We start from the raw sequence: 14,461 nt of genomic DNA on the forward strand, positions 1-14,461 counted from the left end.
ATTCACAAGCAGAATTGCGCTGCCACAGCTCATTTTGTGCGATTGAAGTCGATTTCATTATGAAATTGACTTATAGTGCGGAAATCCACGGTTCAAAGCGAAGTTCTGAACGGGATTTGTGGGAATAGGCAGCTTTGAGAGCTGATATAGCTGTTAAGGCTCTCGACTGGCTCACGAATGAATCCCCGCGCCGACATGACGCTTTTCTTACATATACAATGAAAAGGCGATTTGCTACAATAAGTAATCATACTCTACAGACTCAGGGGGACTCATGCGAAGAGGAACTCTTAAGCTCAACCCGGTTTACTTCAGGTATCTGCTCTCGTATGTACTGGTGCTGCTCATACCGGCAGGCTTGCTCGGTTACAACGGTACGCTGCAGCTGAATGAAATCGTTAATCAATACGTGGAGTGGACGAATAAGGACATGCTGAGCCAGCTGGCCGATAGCGTCGACACGAAGATTATTGAAATGAATCGGATTTCTGCACGCATCTCCTCCAATCCTGATTTAACCCCCTACGCGGTTACGAAGGATCCCTTCAGCGCGTATCAGACCAAGCAGCTGCTCGACTACAAGGTGTCCAACGATTTTATTCATGAGGTGCTCTATTACGTGCGAGGCCATGACACCCTGTATTCCTCCGTCAGCACCTATCGCACATCTGCTTTCATTAACGACATTTACCGTTTCCATCATTGGCCAGAAGCAGCGTTCCGGGAGGAGCTTAATTCGATCAAGAAGCCGACGCTCCGCACGGCGGAGGACGTTACCTTCGTGTCCGCCACCGAGGAGAGGTATGTCAGCTACCTGCTTCCGATTCCGATGGGCAGCCTGAATCCGTACGGGACGGTCCTCTTTTTGATCAAGGAGAGCTCCTTTCTCAATTACTTGAAGCCGGATGCTTTCCCAAGATCGGGCAACATCATGATTTACGACGAGAAACAGCGCATCGTTACATCGTATCAGGGCGCAGGGCATATTAAGGAGGAAGCGCTGTACGACTCCATCCAGCCGAAGGGGGACTTGTTTACCGTCTCAAAGCTTGAAGGAGAGGAATATTTCGTTTCCCGCCTCACCTCGGAGCTGACCGGATGGACCTATGTAAGCGTTTTACCTGTGGATGATATTCGGAAACCCTTCCATACTGTCGTCGGCAAGTGGACACAAACTTTTTTAATTATTTTGCTGATCGGCAGCGCGGCGATTTACACGGCACTGCGGTATAACTATAACCCTATCAAGAAGCTGGTTCAGCTCGCGGAAACGCACTTAGGCAAGACGTTATCCAGAACCAATGAACTGGAAACCGTCCGTACGCTGATCGACCGGATCCTGCTATCCAATCGTGAGCTCGGGCAAAAATGGGAAAAGCACCGCTCGGCGCTGCATGAACACTTGCTGTTCAGTATGCTGAAGGGAGAGGTGGAATCCAAGGAGCAATTGGACGAAAGCAGCAGGGAAGCGGGGCTTTCGTTTGCGTTTGATTATGCCTCTTACGGCGTCTTCGTGGTGGAGGCGCCGGAGTCTGCCGGCCTGTCCAAGCAGCAGCTTGCCGATGCGATCGTCCGCCTAACGAAGCGGGGCATAACCGTGCATAACAAGGAGAGTCTCGAATCCAATCAGATGATTTTCCTGCTTTCCACTGATTATACGGAGCGGCAGCTCGGCGAATGGATGGCGGGCTGGCACATTGAGCTCTATCGCGAGTACGGTATTCGGCTGACCTGCGGCGTCGGCCGGCTGCAGAATGAATTGAACCAGCTTGGACGCTCCTTTATTGAAGCTTCCACTGCGGCCGATTACAAATTCATCAAGGGCGCCGGACAAATCATTTTTTTCCGCGAGGTGGCCTCGGAGCATGCATCGACCTTGTACGATTCGAGCCATAACATGGAGCATTTGAGCTATTTGCTCCGCGAGGGGAAAACGGGGCAAATCGCCGAAACGCTGACCCATTTCACCCATAAAATCAAAACAGGCGGAACTACGTTATTTGTCGCTCGCTGTCTATGCTTCGATATCATCCATACCGTCATGAGGACAGCGGAGGAAATGAAGCAGGAGTTTCCGGAAATCACGGGAAAATTTCCCGATGTGATCACTTTGATGAAGTTCCACACGGTTGAAGACCTGGTTGATCTCATAACGAAGGCTTGTATGGACGTGTGCGAAGCGATTCAGGAGCATAAGGGCCGATCGGGAGAAAGCTTGATCGAGCAGATGATCGATTACGTCTGCGACCGCAGTGACCAATACGATTTCTCCGTTCAGTCGATGGCACACCACTTTTCCCTTTCCACGTCGTATGTAAGCCGATTCTTTAAAGAGCATACGGGTCAAACCATATCCGACTATATGAATACCATTCGGATCAATAATGCGAAGAGGCTTCTGGAGGAAAGCGACGATTCGATTAAAGAGATCGTGCAGCGAGTAGGCTATTTCGATACCTCGAGCTTCATCCGAAAATTCAAGGCGGAGGCAGGAGTCACACCAGGCGAATATAGAAAAATGATGCGGAAGCAGGCAGGTCAGGAGGCGGCGGATTGAGACAGGCTCAGGCAAGCCTGTTTCTTTTTTTGCTTCAGAGTTCGCATATATTTGGTTCAGTTTCCACCTATTCGGGTGTAGACGAAAGAGGGACATTCGGTTAGATCAATTCCCGCATATCCGTATTGAAAGCGCTTATATACAGAGGAATGCCCCGTTGCCTACAATAAAGCTGCAAGGATACAACAAGAAGGCAAGGGGGCGAAGCGTTGACAGTAAGAACCGCTGCGAACACAGCACCGCTGAAACGGCATAAGGCGGCATGGTGGCGAAGCTCATCGATGATGCGGATATGGCACAACTATGAGCTTTACCTATTTTTGATCCCGACGATCGTGTATTTCATCTTGTTTCATTATGTTCCGATGTACGGCGTGCAGATTGCGTTTAAGAATTTCATTGCCGTCAAAGGAATAACCGGCAGTCCGTGGGTTGGCCTTGATCATTTCCAGCGTTTCTTCGAGTCGTATCAATTTATAACCGTGCTCAAAAATACGCTGGGCATCAGCCTCTATGAATTGCTGGTAGCCTTCCCGGCGCCGATCGTGCTGGCGCTGCTCCTGAATCAAACGACGAACGAACGCTTCAAGAAGCTGGTACAAACCGTCACGTATGCACCTCATTTTATTTCCGTCGTTGTCGTCGTCGGGATGCTCTATCTATTCTTGTCGCCGAAGCACGGTCTCGTTAATCTGATGCTGCAGGGACTTGGTATCGATCCGATTTATTTCATGGCGAGTGCGGCATGGTTTAAGACAATCTTCATCTTCTCCGGCATATGGCAAAATCTCGGCTGGGCGACCATCATCTATTTGGCCGCGCTCTCCGGGGTAAATCCGGATCTGCATGAAGCGGCCGTCGTCGACGGGGCCACGAAGCTTCAGCGCATTCGACACATCGATCTGCCTTCCATTATGCCGACCATTATGATTTTGCTCATCCTGAATATCGGCTCCTTTATGAGCGTCGGCTTCGAGAAGGTGTACTTGATGCAGAATCAGCTGAATGTAGATTCTTCGGAAATTATTCAAACCTACGTGTATAAGGCGGGCTTGTTGAATGCCCAATTCAGCTATTCGGCGGCCATCGGCTTTTTTAACTCCGTAGTCAATTTTATTCTGCTGCTTTCGGTCAATCGCCTGGCCCAAAGAATGAAGCAGGCCAGCTTATGGTAAGGGGAGGGAGTAAGCCATGACAGCAAGCCGCTCCAGAGCGGACGTACTTTTTGACGGCTTCACCTACACTGTTCTGTCCTTACTTATGCTCATGGTGCTGTATCCGTTATACTTTGTGATCATCTCCTCGATCAGCGACCCGGATATGGTGAACCTGGGGAAGGTGACATTCTACCCTCAGGATCCGAGCTTGGAAGGATATCGAAGAATTTTCGGGGATTCAACCATATGGCTGGGCTACCGCAACTCACTCATCTATACTGTGCTTGGAACCTCCTTAAACGTCGTGCTGACGTTAACCGCCGGTTATGCGCTATCCAGACAGGATCTAAGCGGGCGCAACCTTGTGATGATGATGATAGTGTTCACGATGTTCTTTAGCGGCGGCTTAATTCCAACATACCTGCTCATCAAAGGGATGGGCATGGTCAATACGATCTGGGCGATGATTCTGCCGAACGCGGTTTCCGCCTACCACATCATTATTACGAGGACCTTTTTTCAAGGGAACGTTCCGCTGGAGCTCCTCGAAGCGGCCAAGATGGACGGCTGCTCCAATACCCGCTTTTTCCTGCAAATCGTGCTGCCGATTTCTCTGCCGATCGTGGCGGTTATGGTACTTTTCAGCGCGGTAGGGCATTGGAATTCCTATTTCCAGGCACTCATCTATTTGAAGGATGACGAGCTGCAGCCGCTGCAGATCATTCTCCGCAAAATCCTGATCAGCAATGAAGCTTCCGAGCAGATGATGGACGGTCTCGTCAATCAGGCGGAGCTGGTGAAGATGGCGGAAACGATGAAGTACGGGGTTATTATCGTTTCGAGCTTGCCCGTACTGATTCTCTATCCGTTCCTGCAAAAATATTTTGTCAAAGGCGTCATGATCGGCTCTCTGAAGGGATAAAAAACAAAGGGGTGCATGCGAATGAGAAGAAAAGGATGGCTTTATGGCAGCCTGACGACGGCTTTGGCTTTAGCTGTTGGTCTGAGCGGCTGCGGAGGGGACAGCGGCGGAGACGGTGCTGCCGGGAAGAAGGATGACAAAGCGCAGCAGACGAAGGGCAATGCGAATTTGAATGCCACCGGCCTTCCGATTGTGAAAGAGAAGGTCAATTTGAATATCGCCGCCACGTACGGGATTGCCGGTCAAAAGCCGTTCGGCGAGCTGCCGTTCTTCAAGGAAACGGAAGAGAAGACGAACGTGCATATCAACTGGAATATGAATGATAAGAACAACTGGAAGGAAAAGAAAAATCTGATGTTTGCCAGCGGCGATTATCCGGATGCGATCTACGGTCACTTCGCGCTTGAAACGGATGAGGTCGCTAAGTACGGAAGCCAGGGCATTTTTATCCCGCTGGAAGGGCTCATTGAGAAGTATGCACCCAATTTCAATAAAATCCTAAAGGACAATCCGTCCTACAAAAAGGAGCTTACGTCCCCGGACGGACATATTTATTCGCTCCCGACGATCGACGGCACCTATCCGGTTTCCAAGGATGCCTTATTCATTAATAAAAAGTGGCTGGATCAGCTGAAGCTTCCGGTACCGACGACGCCGGACGAATTTTACAAGACCTTGAAAGCGTTTAAAGACAATGATATGAACGGCAACGGCAAGAAGGACGAGGTTCCTTTCTCGTTCCGCGTGCATGCCATTACAGGCATCTATTCCATGTACGGCTCGTTCGGGCTGCTTGACCGGCAGGATCATATCGTAATGAACGGGGATCAGGTCGTCTACTCAGCCATTCGCCCCGAATATAAGGAAGCGACCAAGTACTTCAACAAGCTGTTCGCCGAGGGGCTGGTCGATGTGGAATCGCTTGCGCATGACGAGAAGGTATACGGCTCGAAGCTGAGAAGCAAAGAGCGAAATGTCGGCGCTTTCGTGGCTTGGCTCGCCAACACGTATATGGAAGATGATCAGGCTGCCGACTATATCCCGATTCCTCCGTTGAAGGGACCGGGAGGAGCCCAGCTGTGGAACAGCTATCCGGCAGGTATTTTAAGCAAAGGCGCCTTCGTCATTACCTCCACGAACAAAAATCCGGAAGTGACGATGCGGTGGATTGATTACATGTATGACCCGATGGTCAGCATTCAGGCGGTCAACGGCATGATCGGTACGGTATTGAAGCAGAATGCGGATGGCAGCCTGGAAGCGAACGATCCGCCAAGCGGCATGAACGCCAACGAATTCCGCCATTCGACCGCGCCGGCTTCCTCGTCCGTCTTCGCGAAAACCAAGGATACGCCGCCGTCCAAGTCCAAGGGCATTACAAAGGGAGATATGGATAAGATCTACGCTCCGTTCCTGGATAAAAACGTGTTTCCGAATCTGTACTTCACGCCGGAGGAGGACGATGTGCGTACACGGTATTTAACGGATATCGATGCCTATGTCAAGAAAATGCATGCCAAATGGCTGATGCAGGGCGGAATCGATGCCGAGTGGGACGATTACGTAAAGAAGCTGAAGGAAATGAACTTGGATAAGTTAGTTAAGGTGTATCAGGATGCATACAACCGGTACAAAGCGATGAAATAAAGTGATGTTATAAACCAACGAGACTGTCGGTCGAGCGGCCGGCAGTCTCTGCCAGTGGCAGATAGAGCGGAGGGGCACAATGGTACAAAGCGTAAAGTCGGCGGAGCAGTGGCTTCAAGGGATGACGCTGGAACAAAAAATCGGTCAGATGATCTGCGTTCGAGCCTTCCCTTTCGAGGAGAAGGTGAGGTCAACGCTTGCATCCGGCACCATTGGAGCGGTCGGCTCGGTGCTGCTGCTTCCGAAATTCGAGGATGTGGGCGGCCTAGTGTCTCTAGTGAACGACTATTTGGATCGGTCGCCGGTTCCCTTGCTTTTCTTCTCCGATGCGGAACGGGGCGTATACCATAATTTGAAGGTCGGCACATCCTTTCCTTCGATGATGGCGCTCGGTGCCACGTTCTCAAGTGAATTGGCTTACCGCATGGGATGGGTCATTGCCAAGGAGGCAAGATCGGTGGGCTTCGGCATGATCTGTAACCCGGTTCTGGATGTGAATTCCAATCCGGATAATCCGATCATCAGCACGAGAGCCATGAGCGACAGCACCGACCTAATTATCGAGCTTGGGGCGGCTTATATAGAAGGGATGCAGGAAGCCGGCGTAATCCCTAACGGCAAGCATTTTCCAGGCCATGGCGATACCCGGACCGACTCGCATATTGCTATGCCGATTGTGGAGCATAGCCGGGAGTACCTCATGGAGGTGGAGCTAAAGCCGTTCCGCGAGCTGATCCGCAGGGGAATGACCGGCATTATGACGGCGCACATTCTTTACCCGGCGCTCGCAGGGGAGGGCGAGGAGCAGCTGCCTGCCACCTTATCCCGAACGATAATGACCGGCTTGCTGCGCGAGCAATTCGGCTTCGATGGACTGATCGTATCGGACAGTCTGACCATGAAGTCGATTAAAGATCAATACGGGATCGAAAAAGCCGCCGTCATGGCTGTCCAGGCGGGCAACGATATCATTCTGCAGGATTATCAATCTGACCCGGAGCTGACCTTCCGGGCGCTGCTGGATGCCGTCCGTACGGGGGAACTGAGCCTAGATCAAATCGATGACTCCGTTCGCCGTATTCTGCAGATGAAGGAACGCTTCGGTTTGCTATCCAACGCCCGCCTCTCTTTGGAGGAGGCAAAAGAAATACTGCAGGCGGCGGAGCACGTCGAGCTGGCCAAGGAAATCGCCGGGCGTTCGATCACCGTACTGGAGAAGCAGCATCTTCCTCTAAGGCCATCCGTTCAGGCCAAGACTCTGCTCATCGCAACAAGGAGCATCGAGGAAGGCAAGGAAGCGGAGGATATGGGAACACGCATTACCGGGAAGTCTGCGTATTTCCTGCACAGCTGCTCTCGCTACAGCACGGACACAGATATTGTGGTCGTCAATGAAAATCCTACGGAGCAAGACAGGCAGAGGGTGCTTAAGGCCTTGACCTCGGGCTCCTACGAGCATGTCATGTATGGGGCCTTCGTTCGGGTCATCAGCTACAAGGAGGGAAGCGGGACCATCCCCGGCGGACAATTCGAATTGATCCGCCAGATGAAGGAGCTTCATCCGGAGCTGATTTTGCTCATCTTCGGAAGTCCTTACATTTTGCGGCAAATGGAGCGGTTGTCCAACTGCATTTGTGCTTACAGCGATTGTGATTATTCAATCGACGCGGCGCTCGATGTGGTCTTCGGGGCACGCCAGGCGGAAGGCAGGCTTCCGGTCAGCGTGAATGAAGCGTACCCGTTCGGACATGGGTTATGACTCGGATAAGAGAGGAGCTTTCACATGAATAGGAAGAAAGAAACTACGGACCCGCAGGACTGGCAGATTGGACTGTCCATGAGTGTGTTAACGCCGCTTGATCTGATGGAGATCCGAACTGCGGGAATCGCTTGCGTTGAGCTGACTTGGCAGGCGAAGCACGCGGACCTGCCGGATCAGCCCGAAACGAGGGCGCACTGCAACCGGGTTGTGGATGAGATACGGGAAGCGGGAATCGAGATTGTCTCGATACATATTCCGTATGGCCATGCATGGGATATCTCAGTGATGGATGAGCAGGAGCGTGAGCATGTACGGGAGCGAATCGCCGATCTATTCGGTATGGCCCGGGACTGGGGAGTTCGTCGGGCAATCCTTCATCCGAGCTACGAGCCGATCGCTCCCGAGGAGCGGCGCAGCCGGCTGGAGTACGCCCGCGATTCGTTGCGACGGCTTGCGCCCATCGCATTGGCTTGCGGAGTAGAGATCGCCGTGGAGTGCTTGCCGCGGACGTGCCTGGGGAATAGCGCCGACGAAATCGAAGAGCTGATCGGCGTCGATCCTAGCTTAGGGGTTTGCTGCGACGTCAATCATCTGTTTAAGGAATCGCCAGAGGAATTCATTCGCAGGCTTGGTCCCCGGATTGTCACCACCCATATCTCCGATAACGACGGCTTGGACGAGAAGCATTGGATGCCTGGAGAGGGTATTCTGAACTGGAAGGGGATTCTGGAAGCTTTATCGCAGTCAGGCTATCAAGGACCCTTCCTGTATGAAGTAAGACAGCCGATTCCCGAGGCCATCATGGATAACTGGAGGGCAATCCGACTGACTGGGAGTTACGGCAGGTAGAGCGATAGTATCATTGGCTCATAGCATGAATCGGAGCTTCCTTTCATCGAAGGGAAGCTTTTTCTTTTTGCCCATTACGTTTGGGAAAGGACGGCATAAACTAAATAACAATAACCATAACTCAAGAGGGGTGCTGCCGGATGGGATATACGGTGCAATATATACCTCTAAACAAGATTAAATCTGGGCTTCCCGTCAAATCAACAAGGCGCAGTAAAGAGCTTCACAAAGTCGCGCAGGATTGCATGCAGCTGCTGATCGTCAGAAAAAACCGGAAGGATGGCGGTTACGTTATTGTAAGCGGAAGCAATCATTTGGAGTATTACAAAAGGTCTACGAAGAAGCATGTAGTCCCCTGTCTGGTGGATGAGGGCAAAATTTCTTCGAACTTTGCATCGTTAATAAACCGATTCCGAAAACGGAGGCTGCCCTATGAACTGCCATATACCAACACGGATCAGATCGGCGGTAACAGCTGGTCCATCATCCGCTCGTTTTTGAAACAGGATCCCCGGTTCAAAAGATTAAGCCGCAGAGAGCAGCTTAAGGTGCTTCGACTCGGAATTCAATATAAAAAAACGACAATTCGTTCTATGAAGGCAAAGGTGGATGAGCTCTTGAAAAGGTAAGCCAATATTCGGGAGCCGTTCTTTCTTTGCTGAATCCCCATCCCGATGGTATGATACTGCAATAAGCATGTCATCATGGAGGGACTTATGAAGGAAAGACGTAAGACAAAGAAGGAACTGAAATATGAAAAGGACCTGGGTCTTTTCGATCGGCAGTTGAGGGAGCTTGCTCAATCTTATTTTCAATCCTGCGAGCTGATGGTGCAGCAAAAAAGTGTGCTCGGCCAGAAGGAAGAATTGCAAGGTATGGCACGACTTCTGATGACGCAAACGGCCGAAGCGATGGAAAAGGTGCTGACGGAGGCAAGGGAGCGATTGGGCGACGAGGCCGCTGAGCTGTTGAAGGATAAGGCACGGCACTATTCAAGCAATCCCTTCGATACATAGGAGCCGTGAGGCTCCTTTTGTATATTGATCTAAAAACAAAGGCGTATTTCGACAGCTTCTCCAGATCGTCCATGCTACAATCCATTTGGAAGAATCATGGAATGGAGGAGTTTGTATGCGATATCGGAATTTAGGGACAAGCGGGTTGGAGGTATCTGTGCTGGGCTTGGGCACGAACGCCTTCGGCGGGCGTGCGGACAAGGATACATCCCTTCGGGTTCTGCGGCATGCGCTTTATCAAGGCATTACCTTTATGGATACGGCTAATATTTATACAGGCACGAAATCGGAAGAGATCATCGGTGAAGCGTTTGAGGGAAGACGGCAGGAAGTGATCCTTGCGACGAAAGCGGGGATGAAGCGGGGGGAAGGTCCGAATACCAAGGGCTCCTCGCGACAACATATTATTAGCGAGCTTGAAGGAAGCTTGAAGCGTTTGCGTACGGATTACATCGATCTGTACCAGATTCATGCTTTTGATCCGAAGACCCCTCTCGAGGAAACACTGCGTGCCTTGGACGATCTGGTCTCTTCGGGCAAAGTTAGATATGTGGGTGCATCCAATTATTCAGCGTGGCAGATGATGAAGGCTTTATCCGTCAGTGAGCGTCAGCAACTTATCAAGTATGTGTCCGTCCAGCCCGGGTATTCACTGGCGGATCGCGGCGTGGAAAGGGAGCTCGTCCCCTTCTGCGCAGATCAAGGGATAGGCATCATTCCCTATTTTCCATTGGCAGGCGGCATCCTTACGGGAAAATATTCAGGGGGGTCCGTACCGAGCGGTTCGCAGCTGGAAAAGAACCCTAATTTCGCAAAGCGGATGGATACGGCGCGTTTGGAGCTGGGAGACCGGGTGGCTAGTATCGCTGCGGAAATCGGCACAAGCGCAACGGCGCTCTCACTTGCCTGGCTAATGCATCGGCCTGCTGTAAGCACGGTGATTGCCGGGGCGACCCGCGAATCTCAAATCGATGAGAATCTCAAGGCGGTTTCCCTGGACCTTACTCCTGATGTTCTGCAGGCGCTGGATGAAGCGAGTGCAGAATTTATCTACGCTCCTCCGTTCGGAAGCGCGCCCTTGCGGAAATAATGTTATAAAACGAGCTGGGGGCTGTCCCATAAGTAGAGATTCTTCTTATGGGACAGCCCCTTCTTTTGTTTCGACTGGATTTCTACTTGAAAGGCGGGGACGGAAGCCTAGCCCGCTCCACTTTCTTGAGGAATGCTTACTTCAAATGGGCTGGCCTAGGTTTCCTTGAAAATAGGACTCATCTGCGAGTCAGTGGGAAAATAGCTTCAGCGCGAGTTTTGGATTGCCGTCATTTCCATATAATCTAATCTATTGACGGCAACCAAGTGTTTGAGCTTAGACTGAAGGTATTTTTCCACGACCAACGATAAGATGGTCATATTTTCACGGACTTATGGGACAGCCCTCATTAGCATCTAGTCACCAATGGCAGCCAGCGTCCTCCGGCTGACCGCGTCCAGCTGGGCAAGCTCTTCCGGGCTTAGCTGGATATCCGCCGCATCGGCGTTCTCCTGCATATGCTTGATGCTTTGCGAGCCGACGATGGCTGTCGTCAGCGCTTCCTGATGCAGCAGCCAGCTGATGGCGATCTGGGAGATCGCCTTGCCCTTGGCCTTTGCCATGTCCTGCAGCGTAAGGATCAGCTCGCGCTCCGCTTCCAGGTGCTCCGGCAGGAACAACCGTCGAGCCGCCCGGAAATCGCCCTCCTCCAGCTTCTTGCCGCCGACGTGGAAGGCGCCGGTCAGAATGCCCTTCGCAATCGAGCTATAGCTCATGATTCCGATGCCGTGCTCACGGCAATACGGTACGACATCCTGCTCGATGCTGCGGTGAAGCAGGCTGTACTCCGGCTGAATCATATCGATCTGGGCATACTGGGAAGCCTCCTGCAGCTGCTCCAGCGAGAAGTTCGACACCGCAATGGCGCGGATCAATCCCTCTTCCTTCAGCTTGTTGAATTCGGACAGGGTTTCCTTGACCGGGATGTCCAAGCTTGGCCAATGAATGTAATAAATATCGATATAATCGGTCCGCAGGCGGCGCAGGCTGGCTTCCGCCGATTTTCTTACGTTCTCGGGGGCCAGATTGGCCCGGCTGACCTTGGTGGAGATGACGCATTGCTTGCGGATATCCTCCAGTGCGGCACCGACGACCTCTTCCGAGTGACCGTTGCCGTAGCCTTCCGCGGTATCAAAGGTCGTGATTCCCATCTCAAATGCAGCGCGCAGAGCCTTCATGTTGTTCTCGTCGCTGGTAAACTCCCACGGACCGCCCCCTAACTCCCAACAGCCGAAGGTAATGGCGGATAAGGTGAGACCGGATTTCTCCAACGTGCGGTATTTCATGGTCTTCGTCTCCTCTTCTGCGAAATCGTAGTCCTTCCCATCTAGTATACCGAAACCGTTTTCCAGGGGAAAGGAGTTACCTTAGGTATACCTAGTTACCTTCATCCCAGTGCTGGACGCAGGAGGCGGCAAGGATGCATACTATAGCTGTATGCTATAATGAAACGTATCAATAGAGGCACAAGGCAAGGGTGATCCGATGAAAAAGAAAACCATAGGCTTGTTCGCTCACGTGGATGCGGGCAAAACCACATTCGCCGAGCAGCTGCTTTATCATACGCAAAGCATCCGTGAACGAGGGAGGGTCGATCACAAGGACGCTTACCTCGACAGCCATGACATCGAGCGGGGAAGAGGCATTACCGTATTTGCCGATCAAGCCGTGATGACGTATAAGGATTCGACCTATTATTTGATCGATACGCCCGGTCACGTCGATTTTTCTCCCGAGATGGAACGGGCCCTGCAGATAATGGACTACGCCATCCTCATCGTGAGTGCGGTGGAAGGTGTCCAAGGGCATACGGAGACGGTGTGGCAGCTTCTGCACAAGCACCGCATTCCGACCTTCTTTTTCATCAACAAAATCGATAGAGTAGGGGCGGAGGCGGGAAGAGTTACCGAAGAAATCCGCATGCACCTGACGGAGCAGGTCTGTACGATTACCGGCAATCTTGTTAACGGCAGGCTGGAGGAGACGCTGCTCGAAAGCTTGGCGGAGCGGGAGGAGGAGTGGCTGGAGGCTTTCTTGGCAGGGGAGCGGAGCCCGGATTTTTGGCTCAAGACCTTACAGACGAAGTTTCGCAGCCATCGTTTCTTCCCTTGTACAAGCGGCTCTGCCTTGCAAGACATAGGCATCACGGAATTTCTGGAGCAGCTGCACCTGCTGACGACGTCGGATTATGATGAGCAAGCCGATTTCGGCGGACGAGTGTATAAAATTCGGCATGACGGCAGCGGCGTGAGGATGACCTTTATAAAGGCATCGAGCGGAAAGCTCAAGGTACGTGAAGAACTATGCTATCCCATCGGGGAAGATCGGGTCTGTGAAAAGGTGAACCGGCTGCTGATCTTTAACGGGAGCAAGTCGCTTTCGGTCGATCAGGTGTCGGCAGGCGATCTGTTTGCCGTCATAGGACTTACTGCAGCTGAAGCCGGACAAGGCCTCGGAGCCTATTCGGACAAGCTGGTTTATGACATGGTACCGACCTTGAAGTCGCGGGTCATTTTCCCCGAAGCCTTGAACGTCAAGGATGTCCTTAAGGCCTTCCGGGTGCTGAATGCGGAGGATCCGTCACTGAATGTCGTTTGGGAGGAAAGCCTGCAGGAAATTCACATCCATGTGATGGGGCTGATTCAGCTGGAGGTGTTGGAAGAGCTGGTGAGGGACCGGTTTCAGCTTCAGGTTACCTTCGGCAGCCCAGAGATTTTGTATAAAGAGACCATTCGGACGACGGTGACCGGTTATGGACATTTCGAGCCGCTCAAGCATTATGCGGAGGTCCATCTTCTTCTGGAGCCCGGTGAGCGAAACAGCGGGATGGCTTTCGAAAGCCGGTGCCATCCGAACGAGTTTAGCGTGGGCCATCAGAATCTTGTGAAGACGCACCTATTCGAGAGGGATCACCATGGCTTATTGACCGGCATGCCTCTTACCGATATCAAGGTCACTTTACTAAAGGGCGGCGCCCACAATGAGCATACCCACGGCGGTGATTTTCGCGAAGCCGCCTTCCGTGCCTTAAGGCAAGGCTTGGAGAAGGCGGAGAATGTGCTGCTGGAGCCAATGTATCTTTTTAAAATCAAAGTGGAAATGGAGTTTCTCGGCAGGGTGTTATCCGATATTCAGCGGGCCTCGGGCCAGTTCGAACCGCCGCATACGACCGACTCCCATGCCGTCGTTACGGGCAAGGTTCCGGTCGCAACCTTTATGAGCTACAGCACGGAGCTGGCTTCGTTCACCCATGGAAGGGGCATCCTGCAACTGGTCCCCGGCGGTTATGATGTATGTCATAATGCGCAAGAGGTGATCGAACGAAAGGGCTACAGGAAGGATGCCGATCCGCTGTACAGCTCCTCTTCGATTTTTTGCGCTAAGGGTCATGGGTATATTGTGCCTTGGTTCGAAGCGGAAGCCAAGATGCATTTGCTATAAAGAGATAGAAAGCGGGAGGA

11 protein-coding genes are annotated in these 14,461 nt (G+C 52.0%); 10 read left to right on the top strand and 1 reads right to left on the bottom strand.

The features are described 5' to 3' along the window. The first annotated feature begins 274 nt into the window (after window positions 1-274). The 9 genes from RAC89_RS29555 to RAC89_RS29595 all read left to right on the top strand — a co-directional run bounded on the left by RAC89_RS29555 (window position 275) and on the right by RAC89_RS29595 (window position 11,000). Window positions 275-2,557, top strand: coding sequence for a helix-turn-helix domain-containing protein (locus RAC89_RS29555; protein ID WP_306617250.1), 2,283 nt, complete (start codon window positions 275-277; stop codon window positions 2,555-2,557). A 281-nt stretch (window positions 2,558-2,838) separates the two neighbouring features. Beyond that, window positions 2,839-3,732, top strand: a complete 894-nt coding sequence (locus RAC89_RS29560; RefSeq protein WP_306617855.1) for an ABC transporter permease — start codon at window positions 2,839-2,841, stop codon at window positions 3,730-3,732. A gap of 16 nt (window positions 3,733-3,748) precedes the next feature. Then, entirely contained in the window at window positions 3,749-4,636 is an 888-nt protein-coding gene (locus RAC89_RS29565) for a carbohydrate ABC transporter permease (RefSeq protein WP_306617251.1), read from the top strand. Between the two features lie 21 nt (window positions 4,637-4,657). After that, window positions 4,658-6,283 (top strand): type 2 periplasmic-binding domain-containing protein, encoded by a 1,626-nt coding sequence (locus RAC89_RS29570; RefSeq protein ID WP_306617252.1) that lies wholly within the window; start codon window positions 4,658-4,660, stop codon window positions 6,281-6,283. A 79-nt stretch (window positions 6,284-6,362) separates the two neighbouring features. Continuing rightward, complete coding sequence (locus tag RAC89_RS29575; RefSeq protein WP_306617253.1) at window positions 6,363-8,042, top strand: glycoside hydrolase family 3 protein; 1,680 nt, start codon at window positions 6,363-6,365, stop codon at window positions 8,040-8,042. Between the two features lie 24 nt (window positions 8,043-8,066). Then, a complete protein-coding gene (locus tag RAC89_RS29580) occupies window positions 8,067-8,894 on the top strand; it encodes a sugar phosphate isomerase/epimerase family protein (RefSeq protein WP_306617254.1) in 828 nt (275 codons plus the stop codon). A 140-nt stretch (window positions 8,895-9,034) separates the two neighbouring features. Continuing rightward, entirely contained in the window at window positions 9,035-9,523 is a 489-nt protein-coding gene (locus RAC89_RS29585; RefSeq protein ID WP_306617255.1) for a glycosyltransferase family protein, read from the top strand. Window positions 9,524-9,610: 87 nt separating this feature from the next. Beyond that, window positions 9,611-9,910 carry a hypothetical protein gene (locus RAC89_RS29590; RefSeq protein ID WP_306617256.1) on the top strand — a complete coding sequence of 100 codons (300 nt, stop codon included), beginning with the start codon at window positions 9,611-9,613 and terminating at the stop codon, window positions 9,908-9,910. Window positions 9,911-10,025: 115 nt separating this feature from the next. Beyond that, on the top strand, window positions 10,026-11,000 hold the full coding sequence (locus RAC89_RS29595) for an aldo/keto reductase (RefSeq protein ID WP_306617257.1): 975 nt from the start codon (window positions 10,026-10,028) through the stop codon (window positions 10,998-11,000). Window positions 11,001-11,356: 356 nt separating this feature from the next. Here RAC89_RS29595 and RAC89_RS29600 read toward each other — a convergent pair whose 3' ends face one another. Next, window positions 11,357-12,286, bottom strand: coding sequence for an aldo/keto reductase (locus RAC89_RS29600; RefSeq protein WP_306617258.1), 930 nt, complete (start codon window positions 12,284-12,286; stop codon window positions 11,357-11,359). A gap of 199 nt (window positions 12,287-12,485) precedes the next feature. Here RAC89_RS29600 and RAC89_RS29605 point away from each other — a divergent pair, with 199 nt between their 5' ends. After that, a complete protein-coding gene (locus RAC89_RS29605) occupies window positions 12,486-14,441 on the top strand; it encodes a GTP-binding protein (RefSeq protein WP_306617259.1) in 1,956 nt (651 codons plus the stop codon). Window positions 14,442-14,461 lie beyond the last annotated feature (20 nt).

The sequence above is a fragment of the Paenibacillus sp. GD4 genome (assembly GCF_030846225.1).
GTDB classification, from domain to species: domain Bacteria; phylum Bacillota; class Bacilli; order Paenibacillales; family NBRC-103111; genus Paenibacillus_G; species Paenibacillus_G silviterrae.

Coding starts and splice junctions, on each gene's coding strand:
- RAC89_RS29565 (WP_306617251.1), top strand. CDS start 3,749: ATGACAGCAAGCCGCTCCAGAGCGGACGTACTTTTTGACGGCTTCACC.
- RAC89_RS29605 (WP_306617259.1), top strand. CDS start 12,486: ATGAAAAAGAAAACCATAGGCTTGTTCGCTCACGTGGATGCGGGCAAA.
- RAC89_RS29555 (WP_306617250.1), top strand. CDS start 275: ATGCGAAGAGGAACTCTTAAGCTCAACCCGGTTTACTTCAGGTATCTG.
- RAC89_RS29595 (WP_306617257.1), top strand. CDS start 10,026: ATGCGATATCGGAATTTAGGGACAAGCGGGTTGGAGGTATCTGTGCTG.
- RAC89_RS29575 (WP_306617253.1), top strand. CDS start 6,363: ATGGTACAAAGCGTAAAGTCGGCGGAGCAGTGGCTTCAAGGGATGACG.
- RAC89_RS29570 (WP_306617252.1), top strand. CDS start 4,658: ATGAGAAGAAAAGGATGGCTTTATGGCAGCCTGACGACGGCTTTGGCT.
- RAC89_RS29590 (WP_306617256.1), top strand. CDS start 9,611: ATGAAGGAAAGACGTAAGACAAAGAAGGAACTGAAATATGAAAAGGAC.
- RAC89_RS29580 (WP_306617254.1), top strand. CDS start 8,067: ATGAATAGGAAGAAAGAAACTACGGACCCGCAGGACTGGCAGATTGGA.
- RAC89_RS29600 (WP_306617258.1), bottom strand. CDS start 12,286: ATGAAATACCGCACGTTGGAGAAATCCGGTCTCACCTTATCCGCCATT.
- RAC89_RS29585 (WP_306617255.1), top strand. CDS start 9,035: ATGGGATATACGGTGCAATATATACCTCTAAACAAGATTAAATCTGGG.
- RAC89_RS29560 (WP_306617855.1), top strand. CDS start 2,839: ATGATGCGGATATGGCACAACTATGAGCTTTACCTATTTTTGATCCCG.